15 protein-coding genes are annotated in these 18,537 nt (G+C 52.0%); 7 read left to right on the top strand and 8 right to left on the bottom strand.

Translation table 11 applies throughout. The features are described from left to right. Positions 1-29: 29 nt before the first annotated feature. The 7 genes from AC52PS_RS11330 to rlmD all read right to left on the bottom strand — a co-directional run bounded on the left by AC52PS_RS11330 (position 30) and on the right by rlmD (position 9,012). Entirely contained in the window at positions 30-1,340 is a 1,311-nt protein-coding gene (locus AC52PS_RS11330) for an ABC transporter permease (protein WP_495563179.1), read from the bottom strand. A gap of 43 nt (positions 1,341-1,383) precedes the next feature. Next, on the bottom strand, positions 1,384-2,913 hold the full coding sequence (locus tag AC52PS_RS11335; RefSeq protein ID WP_495563180.1) for an ABC transporter permease: 1,530 nt from the start codon (positions 2,911-2,913) through the stop codon (positions 1,384-1,386). A 2-nt stretch (positions 2,914-2,915) separates the two neighbouring features. Continuing rightward, on the bottom strand, positions 2,916-3,611 hold the full coding sequence (locus AC52PS_RS11340; RefSeq protein ID WP_495563181.1) for an ABC transporter ATP-binding protein: 696 nt from the start codon (positions 3,609-3,611) through the stop codon (positions 2,916-2,918). Between the two features lie 144 nt (positions 3,612-3,755). Further along, complete coding sequence (locus AC52PS_RS11345) at positions 3,756-4,499, bottom strand: RluA family pseudouridine synthase (protein ID WP_495563182.1); 744 nt, start codon at positions 4,497-4,499, stop codon at positions 3,756-3,758. A gap of 102 nt (positions 4,500-4,601) precedes the next feature. Continuing rightward, the gene (locus AC52PS_RS11350) at positions 4,602-5,120 is read right to left on the bottom strand and encodes a DUF2147 domain-containing protein (RefSeq protein ID WP_495563183.1); all 519 of its coding nucleotides are present in this window, start codon (positions 5,118-5,120) and stop codon (positions 4,602-4,604) included. A gap of 85 nt (positions 5,121-5,205) precedes the next feature. Then, positions 5,206-7,437 (bottom strand): methyl-accepting chemotaxis protein, encoded by a 2,232-nt coding sequence (locus AC52PS_RS11355; protein WP_495563184.1) that lies wholly within the window; start codon positions 7,435-7,437, stop codon positions 5,206-5,208. 171 nt (positions 7,438-7,608) lie between these two features. Continuing rightward, positions 7,609-9,012 (bottom strand): 23S rRNA (uracil(1939)-C(5))-methyltransferase RlmD, encoded by a 1,404-nt coding sequence (rlmD, locus tag AC52PS_RS11360; protein ID WP_495563185.1) that lies wholly within the window; start codon positions 9,010-9,012, stop codon positions 7,609-7,611. A gap of 30 nt (positions 9,013-9,042) precedes the next feature. Between rlmD and AC52PS_RS11365 the strand changes: the two genes are divergently transcribed. The 5 genes from AC52PS_RS11365 to AC52PS_RS11385 are packed head-to-tail and all read left to right on the top strand — an operon-like array spanning position 9,043 to position 14,509. Next, positions 9,043-9,723 (top strand): TrmH family RNA methyltransferase, encoded by a 681-nt coding sequence (locus tag AC52PS_RS11365; RefSeq protein ID WP_495563186.1) that lies wholly within the window; start codon positions 9,043-9,045, stop codon positions 9,721-9,723. Between the two features lies 1 nt (position 9,724). Beyond that, a complete protein-coding gene (locus AC52PS_RS11370) occupies positions 9,725-10,384 on the top strand; it encodes a 5-formyltetrahydrofolate cyclo-ligase (protein ID WP_495563187.1) in 660 nt (219 codons plus the stop codon). Then, a complete protein-coding gene (locus AC52PS_RS11375) occupies positions 10,372-10,959 on the top strand; it encodes a DUF6657 family protein (RefSeq protein WP_495563188.1) in 588 nt (195 codons plus the stop codon). The genes AC52PS_RS11370 and AC52PS_RS11375 overlap by 13 nt, the downstream gene beginning before the upstream one ends. A 5-nt stretch (positions 10,960-10,964) precedes the next feature. Next, the gene (locus tag AC52PS_RS11380) at positions 10,965-14,015 is read left to right on the top strand and encodes an adenylate/guanylate cyclase domain-containing protein (protein WP_495563332.1); all 3,051 of its coding nucleotides are present in this window, start codon (positions 10,965-10,967) and stop codon (positions 14,013-14,015) included. A 50-nt stretch (positions 14,016-14,065) separates the two neighbouring features. After that, positions 14,066-14,509, top strand: a complete 444-nt coding sequence (locus tag AC52PS_RS11385) for a Crp/Fnr family transcriptional regulator (protein ID WP_495563189.1) — start codon at positions 14,066-14,068, stop codon at positions 14,507-14,509. Positions 14,510-14,562: 53 nt separating this feature from the next. Here AC52PS_RS11385 and AC52PS_RS11390 read toward each other — a convergent pair whose 3' ends face one another. Beyond that, positions 14,563-16,044, bottom strand: coding sequence for a S1C family serine protease (locus AC52PS_RS11390; protein WP_495563190.1), 1,482 nt, complete (start codon positions 16,042-16,044; stop codon positions 14,563-14,565). A gap of 109 nt (positions 16,045-16,153) precedes the next feature. On the opposite strand from AC52PS_RS11390, the gene ndk reads away from it, so the two are divergent. Then, complete coding sequence (gene ndk / locus AC52PS_RS11395; RefSeq protein ID WP_495563191.1) at positions 16,154-16,606, top strand: nucleoside-diphosphate kinase; 453 nt, start codon at positions 16,154-16,156, stop codon at positions 16,604-16,606. Beyond that, positions 16,581-18,536 (top strand): M3 family oligoendopeptidase, encoded by a 1,956-nt coding sequence (locus AC52PS_RS11400; RefSeq protein WP_495563192.1) that lies wholly within the window; start codon positions 16,581-16,583, stop codon positions 18,534-18,536. The genes ndk and AC52PS_RS11400 overlap by 26 nt, the downstream gene beginning before the upstream one ends. The last annotated feature ends 1 nt before the right edge of the window (position 18,537 follow it).

Below are 18,537 nucleotides of genomic sequence, written 5' to 3' on the forward strand. Positions count from 1 at the left end.
CCGGGGAACACCCCGGCATTCCATAATGATCAGGACCGCAGAGCATCTGCCGGCTGGGCTTTCGCCGCCTTATTGGCCGGGAAGCTGGCTGCAATCACCGTCATACCTGTTACAAAAATATAATTGAAAATCAATGCTCCCAATGTAAAGGGAAATGTGATACTCCCGCTCAGGGTGAACAGGCTGAACGGACTGTCCTGGGGTATTTGGATGAAGCCGATGAAAAAGCCGGCAATCACAGCCAGAATCAGGCCGATTACATAGCCCAGGGTGCCCAGGCTGGCAGCCTCCCAGAGAAAGATTCGCCTTACTCCTTTGCGCTGCATGCCCACAGCCCTCATGGTGCCGATCTCCTTTACACGTTCATACATGATCATTCTGAAGGTGTTGGTTACCCCTACCATGGTGATTATGATCAGTAAAACAAGGATCCACAGACCCACCAGATTCAGAGTCTGGGAAAGCTGGTCGATCTGGGAAGTGAAGTCATTGATATTCTGGACGACAAAGCGGGATCCGTCCCAAGGCTCCTCTTCCTCTTCCTGAAAGGTGAATGACAGATCACCCAAATTGAGCCCCTGGCGTTCATCACGGGGAGCAACCTGGGCACGCTGCTCCAGTGCCGCATACAGACGGTTGGTCACCGGGTCCACCTGTTCCAGTGAATCCAGGGTAATATTCAGGGTCTGATAGCTGCCCGGAGAAAGGTTGATCATTTCGTTCACCCGGTCAAGATTTGCATAGCTGGAGAGGGACCCCAGAATTCCCGGGTCGGTCATAATTGCCCGGACCACGAAACTTCCCACGTTCTGCTGGCCGGTAATGGTATTGGTTCGTATGGTGATCTCTTCACCCAGCTGGACCTTCAGACTCTCGGCTGCCTGTTCGCTGATAATGAGTCCCCGGGGATCTTCCCTGGCCTCGTCCACCGAACCCTCAACCAGCTTCATCCGCTCCACCAACTGCGGTTCCTGATCCCAGCGGATACCCTGTACGCTCTGGCTGGTCTGTCTGCCGTTAAAAAGCATGGTGGCAAACATGGACGAGCGTTTGACCATGTCCGAATCTTCTACTCCCAGCTTCTCAAGCTCCTGGAGCACGATGCTGTCATCCAGAAATTCATCCAGCACTTCTCCGTCATCCCGCTTGGTTTCCTCACTGATATAAATGTGTCCTGCAAGCAGGTAGGAAAAGTTTTCTTTTACATTCTGGGTTGCCCCGGCGGTAAATGCATTCACGAGAGTGATCATCAGAATGCCGAAGGCTATGGCTCCTCCCAGAAGCAAGCTTCGTTTCTTCTGCCTGCTGAGATTACGTATTGCGATATTCAAGTATTTCATTGTTCCACCTCAAGGTTTGTACACGGCTTTTCGGCCGCTGCACTCACGCCGCCTGCATAGCTTCCAGGGGCTGAATCTTCAACGCCACCCGCACCGGATACCAGCTTGAAATGAGACCGATTCCCAGCATAATCAGATACGAACTGAGAATCGCCCCGCTGTCCAGGACTGGCCGGAGAGTCGATCCGCCGAAAAGCACCTCAAAGAAAGGATTGGGTGCACTGATGCCCACCATGTTCAGAATCCAGATAATCAGCAGGCCCAGAAGCAGTCCGAGAGTCCCGAATACCAGAGAAATACTCATGGTCTCTGCAATAAACATTCTTCTGACCACTTTTTTCTGGGCACCCAGGCTGCGCATGGTACCTATCTCTTTGGTACGCTCAATAACCGAAATGACCAGGGTGTTCATAATGATAATTACCGATACTACGGCCAGGATAATCACAACTATGTAGAAAAAGACCTGAAAAGCCTGATTAAACTGTGCCACACCCCCTGAGGCTTCGGACCAGTCGACTGCTTCAACCGCCCAGCCTTCTTCCTGGAAATACCCGTTGAGCTGAGCAAGAGTGCTATCTGTCTGACTGTCATCCTCAAGACGAAGGAGAATATAGGTCCAGGCACCTGCGTCCGGCCGGCTGGCCATGGCCCGCTCACTGGTGTCTCCCAGAATTCCGTAGAGGTTATTATCATCCAGGCTGGTGTCAACAGTGTCCACTTCGGAAGAGAAAAGGGCGTCGTCGGCAAATAGATCCTCTTCGGCGAACATATCGTCCCCACCGAACATGTCATCTCCCGTGTCCAAAAGGCTGCTGTCCGCGGCATCTATATTCACCGCATCCGAACTTCCCACGACCATGCCGGCCATGGAACGTACCGTGGATGCATCGATAAACGCATAGGGCTGTGTGTTCCCCGCATCAACCAAATATTCATACACTCCCAGGAGCTCAAGTCGGCGGATTCGGATTCCTCCGCCTCCGCCGCCCGGACCGCCGGAGAATCCCTGAACCTTAACCTCATCGCCTATCTGTATGTTTTCGTCCAGATCTTCCCGGATCTGTTTCACCGTTTCCGCAGGAAGCACAATGCCGCTTTCCCCGGGCTCAAGGAATCGTCCCTCCAGAATCTGGAGACTGTCGGGAAACATATTCAAATAACTCTCGGGCTCTACACCGAAAATCGGGGCGATGGCCGCCTTGGATTTTTCTTCCGTGCTGAAGTCTATGGTCCCGAAGAAGGTGATCTGGGGATTCGCCGCAACCACCTGATCCAGGCCCGAGACATGCTCATAGACCCTGTCGTAATTGGGAATGGTCTGACCGGTAATATCGGAACTGAAGCCCTGAGCACCGGCGATTGTCACCGGATTTTCCGCCTCAGCCCGGACAAGAATATGCCCGGTAAAACTGTCAATGAAAGAGCGCTCAATCCCTACCGCAGCGGTTGCAAGCACTGAGTTTCCCAGGGTAAGAATCAGAATACCCAGTGCGATCAGCACTCCCACTATCAGAGTCTTGGCCTTATGCTCCCGGAGATTCCGGAGAGCAATTCGCATTAAAATGGGCATACTTATCTCTCCCGGCGTTCTTCGTGAGTAATTTTGCCGTCCTGAAGTCGGATAATATGGTCGGCAATTCCAACGATGGTGGGATCATGGGTGGAAAAAATAAAGGTGGCCTTCTGATCACGGTTCACCTTCTTCATCAATTCGATGATCTGCTCACCGGTTTTGGAATCCAGGTTGGCGGTGGGCTCGTCGGCCAGAATCACCTGGGGCTTTGCCACCAGAGCTCTGGCAATGGCAACCCGCTGTCTCTGACCTCCGGACAGTTCATTTGGCCGGTGATTTCGCCATTCGCTGAGTCCCACCTCTTCTATGAGATAGTTTATCCAGTCGCTTTTTTCACCCTTGGATACTTTTTCCTTTCCCAGAAGCAGGGGAAATTCAATATTTTCGTACACGTTGAGCACCGGTATCAAGTTGAAACTCTGGAAGATAAACCCGATAAATCTGTGTCTCAACTCGGTAATCTGCTTGTCGCTGAGGTCCTTCGTATCCACATCGTCAATAATTACCGAACCATCGGTGGGTACATCGATACATCCCAGCATGTTGAGAATGGTGGACTTTCCCGAACCGGAAGGTCCGGCAATGGAAATGAAGTCACCTTTTTGAATCTTCGAGCTGACGCCCTGCACGGCATGTACCTCGGTTTTTCCCAGAGGATACACCTTGTGAACGTCCTGTAATTCTACGATTGCCATGAAAACTCCTGTGCGGCCGGATACAGCCTGCCTGTGGCAGCGGTGTCCCGGTCCAAGATTTAGTGTGATTTGTACGCTACAACTATGTACATGTCTTGTGAAAAGATATTCAAAATACGGTCAAACGACTACAGAAATTGGGTATCACGGCTGATGTGGTATCAAAGTTCCCAAAAGAGCCGTCCATATTCCCGGGTATCCGCCGAAAAAGAGCATAGATCTTCCGTCTTCAGGATGCTCAAAGCCCAGCTCCATGGAACGCAGGAACATGGGGAGCGCGACGCCGGGGGTCAATATTTCAGCAAGCCGGGCATTGGGTTCCTTCCAGCCGTGCTGCCTGTCTCCGGCAATGGGTTTGCCAAGCGCTTCGCAGTGAATGCGCGCCTGGTGATTCCTGCCGGTTTCCAATTGGATTTCCACCAGACTCAGAGCCATATCGGAAATGCTGCCCCGGGCGAGACTGCTGATGCGGCTCAGAGCCGGCTGCTTTTCACCCTTTCCTCCCTGTCTGATCGGTACAGTCACTTCAGCCGGCGTGTCCAGACTGCCGAAAACCACCGCATGATACTTCTTCAACACCTGTGATCCGCTGAACTGCTCCCCCATTTTGGCTGCAGCGGCTTTATCCCGACTGAAGACGATCAGCCCGCTGGTATCTTTATCCAGGCGGTGCACAGGATAGACCTTGGCATGCAGCTTTCCGCTGAGACTGTTCACAAGTGCGGGGGTTTTTCTGTCGTATTGATTGGGGTGGACTAACATGCCCGGGGGCTTATCCACAACAATAATCAGGTCATCCTGGTAGAGAATTTCCACCTGGAAGGGTATTTTATCGGGATTCTTTTTTCGGGGCTTGGCATCTCGCCGGTTCCCGGATTCACTGTTCATGTACACCTCTTGGATCCCCGGACGGCTGCCCAGACGGGTCCCTGTTCGGGATCTGAGCCCCGGCCGGGAACAGAGGAAATTTTTCCATGGCTCGTTCTTCGCTTATTCCTGGTAGGAATCAACTTCCGAACTGCTGGAGCGAACCCAGTACTGGGACCGGGCGAACATCAGGATCTTGCCCTTCACTTCCAGGGTATCCTGACCATCAACCGCTTTCCGGTGATCGGAAGGGATGAAGTTCAGATCCAGGGCATATCGTTTACCGTCATTGGGATCGATTATATGCCCCCGGGTCCATTCGCCTTCATTTCTTCGGGGCTCGAGATTATAAATCCAGGGGACATCCACAACCCGCATGGTATTAAGCTGACCGCTCACAGGATGGTCGGGATAACTTGCTTCAACCTTATCCGCAATGGAATCCTGGGGTTTACCAATAATCTTCACAATCCTGCCGAAAGCCATTCCGTCTTCAATATAGATCTGCCAAAAAGCGGTGGGCTCACCTTCTTCATCCACACTCTTCCAGAACCCTTCCACCGGATCGGCGGAGAGAAGGAATCCCGCGGTGAGAAAAAACACAAGGATCAGAAGTAAGGACTTACCAGACACAATTCGCATAAAACACCTCAAAATAATGATTTTCGCCCATGGGGCAGTTTCAGTTTAGTTTGTACGCCCCTTCTGTACCAGGGCTTGGAAAGATTTAGCGGTCATCCGGCTCTTCAATATCAAATTCGTCGATCTGGTCTTCTGTATCAGTTAGGCTCTGTTCCCGGTCGTTTAGTTCCGCGCCCGGGTTCTCGGGATCGAGACTTACACCCTCATTATTCGCATCTTCATTCAATTCCTGCAGGTCCGCATCCCACGATGCCGGATCTGACTGAGATTCCGGGTCGATAGTATCCGACTCAGCGCCTGTCTCGGCTTGATCCTGGGTAAATTCGGAGTACTCACCGTTAATTACGGAGGATTCTGGCTCCATGGCCTGCTCCGGTTCTATGGCCTGCTCCGGCTCCATGGCCTGTTCCGGGGCCTGCTCCGGCTCCATGGAATCCTGCGCAGCGTTTTCCTGCTCAGGAGACGGAACATCATCATACAACTCCTCCCTGCCGGGGAGCACGAAGGAAGAAATTGACTCATCCAGACCCGTGGCCTTATCCTGCAGTCCCACATTCAAATCGGAAATTGAGGTCATGGCAGAGGTGATTTCACCAACTGATTGGGATATCTCTGTGAACCCGTAACTGATTTCCGAGCCCAGGTTCTTCAACTGTTCAATTTCCTGAGCCACGCCGGATGCAGACTCCTTGATATCTTCAGACTGGGCCACAGAATGGGCGCTGAGATCGTCAACCTCGTTCAAATGGCTTCGTACATCTTCCACGGTTCCGGTCATTCGGGAAGTATTTTCACCAATCTCCTCGAAGGCCTTAACAAGGGCCTGTATTTCCCCCTGGAAATGAAGAAAGGACTCTTCTGTAGTCTGGGATGTGCGGGATACGCTTTTCAGGGAGTTGATCACACCCACCATAATATCGCGCATATTCGCAGCCTGCTCTCCGCTTGTGATGGCGAGAGCGCGGATTTCATCGGCAACAACCGAGAAACCTTTGCCTGCATCACCTGCACGGGCAGCCTGTATGGCGGCGTTCATGGAAAGAATGCTGGTCTGCTCTGCAATTTCATTGATGGCGGTGAGAATCTTCTCCATATTCTGGGAGGAGTCTTCAACCTTCTGCAGCTGGTCAACCATCTGCTTCAGTTCAGCAATCCTTTCTTTGCTCAGACGGCTCAGCAGTTCGGCCTGCTCCTGTCGGGTAGTGGAAACTTCAGAAATCCGGTTAAAGGATTTCAGCAGGCTGGTAATCAATTCGGCGGTAAGGGTAAATGCCTCCCGGGTCTTATGAAAACCGTTGTTCAACTCGGCAATGGCACTGTTAACCCGGTTGTTCCTCTCGGCGGAGGTGTTCAGACTGGCGCTGATTTTTTCAACCTGGTCACCCATGCTGGTAATATTGCTGGAAATTTCGGTAACCGCCGCTGCGGTTTGCTGCGTAATGGATGAAAGATCCTGTCCCACATCCACGCTCTCAACACTCATCCGCTGGGCTTCAGAGAGTCTGCGGGAAAGAGAGAGTCTGAGTTTCTCCAGATTCTGGCTGATAACAGTGATTTCATCCCTTCCCCGGACGGGTACCGCCTGACTCAGATCCTTGTCGGTCATAATTTCCACTGCTTGTACAAGACCTTTAATGGATTTGCTGATTCCCGACATAATGCCCGCTGTTACCCCCAGCACCGCCAGGAGAAGCAGGACGTTGAACCCCACCATAACCAGAGTAATGATCCTGCTGCGTCTGATTACCGCACTGTTAATTGAATCTATAACCTCGGCAAACTGATCGTGGGCAACCTCATACCCAAACACATACTGGTTCGTTTTCCCGGCGAACTCGGATATCAGAAAAAGCTGGAAGCTGGTGAGGCGCTCATGATTCCTGAGAATATAGGAAAACAAACTGGACCCGCTGATCTTGTTGAATTCGTTCTCCTCAAAGATCTGCTCAGCGTCCAAAAGAATTTTCTGACTGTTGGCTCTGATAATCGCCTTGATATTATCGATTTCCAGAAGCTGACGGTCAATTTGATCGGAGAGCCCCCGGATGAACTGTATATCAGCGACCCTCGCCAGCTGGGCGTCGGTTTCCGCTACCGCCTCTTCATAGGCGTCGGGATAGCTGCTCATTGTATTCGCCAGCATCTTCAGCATACTTTGGGCTTCAAGATCAATCTGAGCCTGGAGGCCTATCAGCACCCGCTGATCGGCCCTGGATTTACTGTTGAGATCGGAAATGAAAAAGATGCTGAAAATTAATGATGCTGCCAGAACCAATACCAGCACAAAACTTATCATTAATCTTGCACGTATCGTCATATTTTTACCTCGAATCTTACCTGAATAATGATTCTCTTTTCCTCAGCCCGGGATGGGGCATGCGAATTACCGCGCTAATACTCAAATACCGGGGCCTGGCTGCTGAATCATTTTTTAATACATTCCTGATAATCCAAATTATAGAACCTGTGGAGCAATAACTCAAGGAATTCACATTCCCTGCTTTCTCGTTAATAGCATCACCGTTTCCACATGGGGTGTCTGGGGGCTCATATCAACCGCCCGGTACGCAACAACCGTGTATGCTTCCCTCAATTTCAGCAGATCCCGGCTCAATGAAACGGGATTGCAACTCACATACACCAGCCGGGAAGCACCGGAGCTGATAATGGTCTCAACAACATCGGGGTGCATCCCTGCCCGCGGGGGATCGCAGATAAGCACATCAGGTTTTCCGTTGCGGGCAATAAATTCACGGTTCAGAACATCTTTCATATCACCGGCAAAAAAGCGGGCGTTCTGAATTCCGTTCAGCTTCCCGTTGATCCTGGCATCTTCAATCGCCGAGTCAACGTATTCCACAGCCACCACTTTCTTCACCCGTTCGGCAAGAAAAAGGGCAATACTTCCGGTGCCGGTGTACAGATCATACAGAACTTCGCTGCTCCTGAGATCGGCAAAATCCCGGATAAGCTCATACAGGGCCACCGTCTGAAGGGGGTTCACCTGAAAGAATGAGAGGGGGCCGATCCGGAACCGTACATGCCCAAGCTGCTCATAGACAGCCGTATCTCCGGCGAAATGAACAGCCGGACAGTCGCCGTACGCATCGTTCATCTTATTGTTCACAATATAATAGAGGCTGTGGATTTCCGGGAACTCGGTTTGGAGCATGGTCAAACAGTGGTGAATAACCTCCTGATCATCTTCATACAGTACCAGCGCAACCATTATTTGTCCGGTGGATGTGGTCCGGATTACCAGGGTACGCAACAGCCCTGCATGCTCAATGGGATCGTGAAAGCTGATATTTCGCTCCAGGGCAAACTCACGTAAGCGGTTACGGATTCTATCGGAAACCTCATCCTGGTGGTAACATTCATGAATGTCTACCACCCGGTTATTCTGTCTGGGAACAAAAAAACCGAGTGCCCGTGAATCGCTTCCCGAACCGCTGTCTTCAAACCATCTGCGCCGGGAAAAGCTGTATTCCAGTTTGTTTCTGTAGCGTGTTTGCCGGGGGCTGGGCAGTGTGGGTGCCAGGGGAGCCGGAATGTCCTCATGCACGGAGAGTGCTTTCCGGAGAATATCATCCTTATAGCGCAGCTGAGCCGGATAATCCGCGTGCTGCCAGGTGCAGCCTCCGCATATTCCGAAATGGGGACACCAGGGGCTAACCCGTTCCGGGCTGCGGCGGACAATTCTCAGGGGGCGGGCATCGATAAACCCCTTCCGTTTTCTGAGTTCGGCCAGGTCGGCCACATCTCCGGGAATGAGCAGATTTCCGTCCACCCGGATCTGTTTTCCGTTCTCCAGGGGAGCAGAGAGGCTTTGCCCCTTTACACTCACCTGTTCCAATTCTATTTCGTCAAATCTTCGCTTTTTTCTGGCCATCGCCGCACTATATCATGTAACATTCAGGAAATGAATACTCATGAATTAAAAGCCCTGAACGATTATTTGAAGGGATTCGTAACCCCGGAACGGGGGGAGAAAATAGATCAGGTTCTCGCCCTGCGCCAGCGTTATGTTACGGTAATGCTTGAAGATATTTTTCAGCCTCATAATGCCAGCGCGGTGCTGCGCAGCTGCGACGCATTCGGGGTTCAGCATGTCCACATAGTGGAGAACAGAAACAGCTACCGGATTAATCCAGACGTGGAGCTGGGCACCGCCCAGTGGCTCAGCCTTCATCATTATCGGGGGAAGGAAAACAATACTCCCGATGCAATTCGGGAGCTGAAGAAGCAGGGATACAGAATCATTGCCACAGCCCCCCACAGCCGGGACTGCCTTTTGGAAGATCTCCCCATTGAAAAAGGTCCAATGGCGCTGATGTTCGGTACCGAGCTCAACGGTTTAAGCGAAACCGCCATGGAACTTGCGGATGAATTTATCCGGATACCCATGCATGGATTTGTGGAAAGCTTTAACATCTCCGTTTCCGCGGCAATCAGCCTCCAGTCCCTGGACAGACGGTTACGGAATGCTCAGATCGCCATAGAACCTGACGAACAGGAGCTTGAGCAAATCCGCCATCAATGGTACCGGAACAGTCTGAAAAAATCCGACCAGCTGATACGCTCCTACACCCGGGAGATTTGACATGAGCAGAACTGATCCTGAAGGCAGGGCTCTTATGAAAGAAAAAGCGCGCATGAGAAAGGAAATCCGGGAAGCTATTGGCAATATGACGCCAGCACGGCGAAGGGCTGAATCTGAATCCGTGTGCGCCCGGATACTGACTCTCCCGGAATGGCGAAACGCCGGGTACATTCTGGCATACTTTCCCATGGAGGAAGAAGTACCCATTCTGTCCCTGCTGAGCCAGGCAAATCGGGAGGGAAAAACCGTATTCCTTCCCCGGGTAGAACCGCCGGAAGAGGGAGTCCACTCTGCTTGGACTCTGGGAGGAGACGTGCTCAGGTTCCATGAATGGAAGAATTTGAGCATGGATGAACTGGAGCCTGATGCGTATAATATACCTGTACCCCGGATTCAGGACTCAAGCCCCATAGAATCCATGCCGGATTATCGGCAGAGCGATTGTCTTGTCATCGTACCCGGGCTTGGGTTTACCCCCGGGGGTGACAGACTGGGCCGCGGAGGCGGATTTTACGACCAATTTTTGGAAAGTCACCGGGAGATGTTCAGTGTAGCTCTCTGTTTTTCCTGTCAAATTCTCCCCGCACTTCCCCAGGACCGGGATGATCAACGGGTACACCGGGTAATCAACCCACAGGAGGAAAAGATATGGGATACATAAAAAGTGCTCTGGAACTTGCTCTGGAGAGAACGGAAGATATCAAGGCAGACAGCAGCTCGCTGAAGGCCAGGGAACACCGGGAGGCGGGAATGCGTCTCATGGCTGAATTGGAGAACGGAAACCGGGAAAAGGTTGAACAGGAGCTGAAGAGTTACGGGAAGAAAGAGCGCAAAGATGTGCTTTCAGGCCTCATGGACTCGGTGCTTGCTCGCATCACCCTCCCTTCAACCGATCAGAGTCTCGATGATATCGATATTATCGCATCCGCTCTTACATTTTTGTTTCCCGGCAACAAAACCATGGCCGGAGTTCCCGAACAGCTGAAAGATTTTTATCAGAATTATCTCAGCGATAAGGATCGTCTACTTGACGCCTTGAAAGATCGATTTGCTGATCATTTGAAGCAGAAGGAAGAACAGATGGCCCGGCAGACCGGACAGCGGATGTCCATTCGTCCGGAAATGGATCCTGAGTTCAACAAAGCCCTGCAGGCAAACCTTGAACATCTCGACGGCCAGTATCAGCAAGTGATTGATAACGTCCGACAGGAATTGAAAGAGAACTTCGGAGGGTAGCAGCCATCCAGGAAGCAGGGCAATCGGCCCATCTACGAAAAGGGGAACGCCGGAGGGTCACCGTACTCTTTGCCGATCTCGAAAGCTCTACGGAACTCACCCGGGACATGGACCCCGAGGAAGCTGATGAGCTTCTGTCCACGGTATTCGAACGATTTGAAAATATTGTCCGGGCCCATGACGGAAGTGTGGAAAAATATATCGGCGATGCGATGGTGGCAGTGTTTGGTGTCCCCACCATCCATGAGGATGACGCAGAGCGTGCCGTGTACTGCGGCATCGAATTGCTCAGAGAACTGCCCTCAATCAAAGGCTCTTCGGGAGAAGAACTGGGGCTGCAGATGCGTATAGGTGTGCACAGCGGCCTCATTACCACCGGGACCCGGGGAGAATTCGATGTGGTTACCGGAAACACCATGAATGTGGCGTCCCGAATTCAGGAGGCAGCCTCATCGGGGGAACTGTTAATCAGTGAGGACAGCGCTCAACTGTGCAGCAGGGATATGGAATTGGCCCCCCCGCGTCGGGTGAGGGTGAAGGGGATGAAGGAAAAACTCACCCTCTACCCGGTCAACCACGGCAAGCAGGCGATCGTCCGCAGGGAAGAATTTGTGGGGAGAGAGAATCTCCTGACAGAAATTCAGCAGCAGTATTTCCTGGCCCACGGCGGGAATTTCCGGGGGTTTCTGCTCACCGGTGAACCGGGGATCGGGAAAACCGAATTGGTCCACCAGTGCATCAAAGGGATTGAAGAGCGCAGTATTTCGCCGGTGCAGCTTCTTTTCAGCCGGGCACGGAAATTCCGCCGGCAGCCCTATATTGTCATCGTGGATTTCATTGCCAATTACTTCCGGGTACACCCGGGAATGGGCGAGTCGGAGATTATTCAGACGCTCACCAATTCGCCGGGGCAGGTGAACATCGCCGATAGATCTGCGGCAGCCCGGTTCGCCAGGTTCTACCGGGACCGCAGCGGTGTTACCCTCAGGGATCAGGCATTCGAAATACTGAACGGACTTCTGAATGAAATTCTCAACGGGATGGAGCAGGGATCCCGGGTTATCATGTTTATCGACAATTCCGACAGCATGGACCGGAAGAGCATGGATTTTCTAAAATTTTTTTTCCAGCAGCGGGTGGAAGCCCCTATGGTGATTCTCTGCGAGCGGGAACCCAGAGCGGAAACGGATGCAATTATCCCGGGTTTACAGCATCGGGAGGTTCCCTCTCTGAGCAAAGCAGAGGGGAACTCCCTTCTTGATACCATGGGAATCCCCGAAGAACCCCAGCTCAGAGAGCTTCTCCTCAGTCAGGGCAAAGGAAATCCGCTCTATTTGCGCAGCTATGCCGGCCATGTTCTACGCCTTCGAAAGGAGGGGAACAATACGCTAAGCGACGGGGGAATTCCGGACAGCATTCAAAATCTATTTCTCAGCCGGATTGAACGCTACAACCCGGATATCAGGGATCTGATTATCAAACTGTCGGTATTCTCCCATTTTTTCAGCAAGGTAGATGCTGAAACTGTTCAGCGCCTTACCTCCGGGGATCCGGCAATTGTTCCCGGGGCCCTGGATTTCTATATCCGCGAAGATCTTCTGGAGGAGGATCGGGGAATCTATTATTTCCGACACGACCTGATAAAACGCGCGCTGTATAACTCCATCCTTAATTATAACAAACGAATTCTTCATCGGATTGTGGCTGACATCATGGAGGAGCAGGATCACCCCCATCCGGTACGCCTGCTGCATCATCTGGTACACAGCGGGGAAATCAGGCGGGCCGTTGAACATGCTGCGGACAGCAGAACCCGTGCGTACAATATGGAATTTGTGCCATATCTGGAAATTATGGAAAAGGAACTGGGGAAGGCACCGGAATTCCAACTGGATATCCTGTTTATGCGGGCTCGGATCCTCTTCAACAACGGTTTTGTCTCCCAGGCCGACAGCATTGTAAAAGAAATGCTGAGAATTTCCATAGATGAAAAAGCCTGGTTATACGGGGCAGTAGCGCTGCATATCCTGACTGCATACAACATCAGATCCCACCGCTTTGAAAAGGGCATTTTTTGCGGCAGCCGTTCCCTCCAGTACTACCGTCGTTGCAATGAGCATGAGTTCCACCTTCATCGGGGGCTGGTGGCCCATAGCAGAGATCACGCCCAGGCAGCAGTATTGAGCCTGATGATCCAGAGTGAATCTAAACGGGGAAACTGGGAAAATGCGGAAGCTCTTCTGGAAGAGCTGGCGGAGGCTGAGCACCGGATTTACCAGCTCCAGTCCCAGGTTCAGTTTTCTCTCTACCGGGGAGAATATCTCCATGCCCTGGAACATATAGAATCCTCGCCGTTTCACAGCGGCTCGGTTGGCGACGATATGCTGAAACCCACAGTGCCGGTTCTCTCCTTCCTCAGCGGTAAATGGGATCAGTTGGGAGAAATCTGCGATGAAATGATAGCCTCCGCCCAGAGAGACAGCGTGAACAGGGTAGCTGCATACAGCTATAAGGCGGTATATCTCTGGCATCTGGATCCGGAGAATCCGGAAATTGATACGGTAATGGAGCAAAGTTCATTCCGCAGCAGCCAAAGCCCCAACATTTTCGACCGTATCAGCAATGCAAGCCTGCGGGCTGAAGTATTACTAATCCTGGGAAGGCTCAATGAAGCCGAAAAGGAAGCCCGCTCCGGCCTTCTTTTAGCCCAGAGGCACAGTGCCTACCGGGAATTGTTCACCCTCCTGGTGCTCCTGGGAGAAATTCATATGGCCAGAGATGACCGGGAAGGAGCTGCATTTTTTATCAGCGATGCAATGGGAATGTGCGGGAGCTTCCCGTCCCTCAGAAGAAGAGACCGGATAAGTTGCCTCTATTTTTCAACCTTGCTTCACGCCGGCGAAGAGCAGGGCTGCGTACAAAATCTTCAGGAACTCTGTCGCCATGAAATGGATCAGCTGATCCCCGGATCCGGGCTGAAGAATCTTAAACGGACCCGTTTTTTCCAGGAGATCTACGAGTCTCTGGAAGAATACTCAACAGAAACAAAATCGTAGATGGACAGAGGTTTTCGAGCTAACTATACTGAAGGTTCAAGGAGAATCAGATGAGTGACTACAAAGTGCTTGAACAGGTGAGTCTCTTCCAGAATCTGGAAGCGCGATATCTGAAAACCATTTATAAAGCCTGTACAAAGCGGAGCTTTTCCCCGGGAGATGCTCTGGTCGAACAAGGCACCAGCGGAGTGGGATTGTTTATTATCCAAAGCGGATCCGTAAAAGTTCAAAAGACCACCGAAAGCGGCGAACGGCTGGAAGTTGCAACCCATGGCAGTGGTGAAGTAATCGGAGAATTTTCCGTGCTTGACGGCGCCCCAAGAACTGCAGATGTTATTGCGGTAAAAGAAACCGAATGCCTTCTCCTGTCCTCCTGGAGCTTCCAGGCAATCCTTTCATCTCATCCGGAAGTGGCCCTGGGAATTCTCCCTCTGGTGGTGAAGCGTTTCCGTGAAACCAACGATGCCCTCATGAAGTGCAAAGGCTCGCCCTGAGCCTCATAGCATGTGGCCCGGAGGCTGACAGCAGACCGGAATTCACCCGGTTCTCAGTCAGCCGCCCCGGCCATCACCAACCAGCTTTGGGGAACCATGGAGAGGGCATGAATATACGCAAGTTTCCCTCCTGCATCGGGGTTTATCTGGGTTGGAAGGCCTATGAGCCGAAATTCCCGATCCATGGCCGCTCCGCCGGAATTTCCATAGTTGATTTCCCCGTCACTTTTAATATACAAGCCTTCCTTCCGCTGCTCAAACCCTGAAACCGCCCCCCGGGTATAACTGATGGTCACCTTGCTTCCCAAACCGCCCACGGTGGGATAGCCGAGAAAATGCAGGGTATCCGAAAGCGTTAATCTCCGGGGTTCTCCCAGGGAAAAATAGTTGAGCCGGAAATCTTCAGGGAGATCCTGGCCGTATCGCCCGCCTACCACCTTCAGCAACGCCAAATCTTTCTGAGCATCCCAGCGCAGCACGTTTGCGGTGAACAGTTCCCGGGCCGGGAATCCCTGATCAAGGGTTATTCCCACCGTCATGCTTTCCGCCGGTTCCCCCGACTGGTCGAGAATTACATGGTAGTTGCTGAGAATATATCCGTCCGGGCTGATAACACAGCCCGACCCCCCTCCGTCCTCTCCGGCAAGTTCAACGGTTGCGGCAACCGCCCGATCAAGTCCGCTGAGCTGACCGGGAAGCTGAGGATACGCCAACGCCTCAGGCGGGGGAGTGTCTGCTGTGGAGACCCTGACAAAATATTCAACATCCTGCTCTTCAAACATTCTGGTGAATACCATAAGAAAATACCGGCGATGGGATGAGCGTGCCGTGGAGACGCTCAGACTTTCCGAAGCAAGATGGCTGTCCGCAGGATAGATGGCCGTATAGGGATCGGTGAACCCATCTCCGGGGTTCAGAGCAAAATCGATATCCGCCCGGGCTCCAAAAGTATCCACCCGAAGAGTATCTGCATCCGCCGGAAGATCAATCACATAATAATCGATCATCCCGCGATCCTGACGGAGCACCCCCCGGGTTGTGACCCCGGTAGCCAACTGACCGGGGTCGCCCCTGCGGACCAGTTCCAGCTCAAGACGAAAAGGCAGGTCCTCCACCGGCGCACCATCGATAAGTGGGGGGCGGGGCAACTGGTACCGTACCTCGGCCAAGTATTCTCCAGTATCGAGAGAAGGTGCCGTCAAGCGGTCAAGATAGATGCTCTCATTAAAGCTGCTCTGCTCCGCATAACTTACAAGATCACCCGCGGGGTCGTATATGAACAGATCGAGATCGGCCCGGGACTCACTGACAGAGATACGGGCTGAAAAAACATCATCCGGGATATGAAAGGAAAATTCTTTTTTCACCTGCTGATCAGCCTCATACGACAGGGAGTTTCGCACAGGGAAGCCCGGTACCAGCCGTAAGTTCCCTGGGGCGGCATTAAGAATCTGGAGCGGAAGAAGCTGCATCAGAAAGAGTAGAATAATTTTGGAGAGTTTCGCTTTCATTCTCCGGGGATTTGTGAATTTCAAGGTTCACCTCCGAACCGATCTATATTTCATGTTATAGTGTATATTGAGAGTATACTGAAGCATTTTCTGAATTCCATTTTGAAATTGCATCTATCACAAGGAGTTTTTCATGGCACACGAACGGACATTTTCCATGCTGAAACCGGGAGTTCTTCAGCGGCGTATTTCCGGAGAAATTATCAGCAGGATAGAAAAAAAGGGCTTCCATGTAACTGCAATGAAGATTATGCGGATCAGCGAAGAACTTTGCCGACGTCACTATGGGGAACATGAGGGAAAAGCCTTTTTTCCCGGTCTTATCGCGTACATGACCAGCGGGCCGGTAATTGCCATGGTTCTGGAAGGCGAAAATGCAATCGCCCATCTTCGCTTATTATGCGGAGCAACAAATGTGGATGAAGCGGCTCCGGGAACCATCCGTGGAGACTATGCCTCTGTTACCCGGATGAATATTATTCATGCATCTGACAGCGTGGAAAGCGCAGAACGGGAAATCAAACTTTTTTTCAAGCCTGAGGAGATACTGGAATATGTGGATGACAGCGCGCACTGGCTGGGGTAGCAAATGGCTGCTTCGAACCGCAGGAAACGGCGGGGGTAACGGGAGCCCATCAAAGAAACAATCCCCGGAACACCCCGAGCGCCATAACCCCGAACGCAAAAACCCCGACCTTCCCCGTTGGGATTTTTCTGAGATCGGCGAACAGATGCCCGGCTACCGGGAAGAAACGGAGCGCCGAATAGGGGAACTGCCTGGAATCCTGCGCAACGGGGAACAACTGGCCACAGGATCCGGGGATATCCAAGGGGTCATCAGCTGGCTTGAAAGCTATCTGGAGACCGCAGACAGAATTGCCGGACTTCTGGATGAACAGTTCAGCTACGCCTACTGCAATTACACCATTTCCACCTCTGACTCAACCTGGATCCGGGAAATTAATCGTTTGGAGGAACAAAGCATGCCCCTGAACGGATATTCAACCCGATTCCGCCTGATTCTCAGGGCTTTACTCCATAATCATTCTCTTGAAGCTGACGTTGCAGGGCTGAAGAAGCTGCTAGATCAAGTCCCCTCTGACAACATTATCCGGCGTCTGGAGTATTTCCTTCAAAGGGAGCTTCAAGGACTGGAGCATCAGATGAGTCCGGAAATGGAAGATTTGGCAAGCGATATACAACGTTCCGCAGGAGATGCCTGGGGCCGTCTGCAAAGCTCCATGTCCTCGGAAATGAACTGCCTCTGGAATCCGGTAACCGGTGAAAAGAAAACACTGGTTGAACTGCGGAATCTGGCGTTTTCTCCATCCCGTCATATCAGAGAAAAAGCCTACAATCTTGAACTTTCTCTCTGGAAGCAGCATGAAACCGCATTTGCTGCAGCATTGAACGGGGTGAAGGGCAATAGCATCAGCCTGTATTCACGACGGAATTATACAGAGATGCTGGAGCCTTCCCTCCGCTCCTCACGTATCAGCCGAAAAACTTTGGATTCTCTCATACAGGCAATGGAAGAAGCTCTTCCCATGTTTCGCCGATATTTGAAGCGGAAGGCTTCATACCTGGGTTTGAAAAAGCTGGCATTCTATGATCTTTTTGCTCCGGTGGGTGAGCAGAACCGGGTGTTCAGCTACCGGGAAGCAGAGGATTTTATTGTTGAACGTTTCAATTCCTTTTCGCCGGATCTGGGCGACTTTGCCCGCAATGCATTCAGAAACCGCTGGATCGACGCCCAGCCCAGGAGCGGCAAGGTAGGGGGTGCGTATATGACCGATTTCCCCCTTCATGACCAGGCCCGGATTCTTGCAAACTTCGACGGCTCCTTCTCAGCGGTATCCACCCTGGCCCATGAGCTGGGCCATGCCTACCACAGCTCACAGCTGGAAGGGTTGGATTATATTAACCGGGATTACCCCATGACCCTGGCAGAAACTGCCTCCACGTTCTGCGAGACCATCGTGTACCACTCCGCCATTGAAGACGCCGGCGAAGAAGGCAAACTGGCCCTGGTTGAGGGCCTTCTCATGGAAAACACCCAGGTGATCGTGGATATTCTCAGCAGGTTCCGATTTGAACGCTCCCTCTTTCAAGCCCGAAAAGGAGGAGAGTTGAGTCCTGATGAACTGAAGGGGCTAATGCTGGAAGCCCAGCGGGAAACCTACGGCGAGGGCGTGGACGACGGGCTGCGTCATCCGTATATGTGGGCGGTTAAGGGGCATTACTACAGTACCGATCTGGCGTTTTATAACTATCCTTACGCTTTCGGGCAGCTGTTCGCTCTGGGACTCTATGCCCAATTCCGGGAAAATCCCCGGGAATTTCCCGAAACATATAGAAATCTTTTACGGAACACCGGTACTATGTCCGCCGTTGATCTCTGCCGCATGGCCGGATTTGATATTGAAACCCCTGAGTTCTGGAAATCGGGGCTGGCCATGCTTGAACCCTATGTTGAGTGGTTCGAAAACGCTGCAGGGAATCAGAGGAGCAGCTGAA

The organism is Salinispira sp. (genome assembly GCF_059431795.1).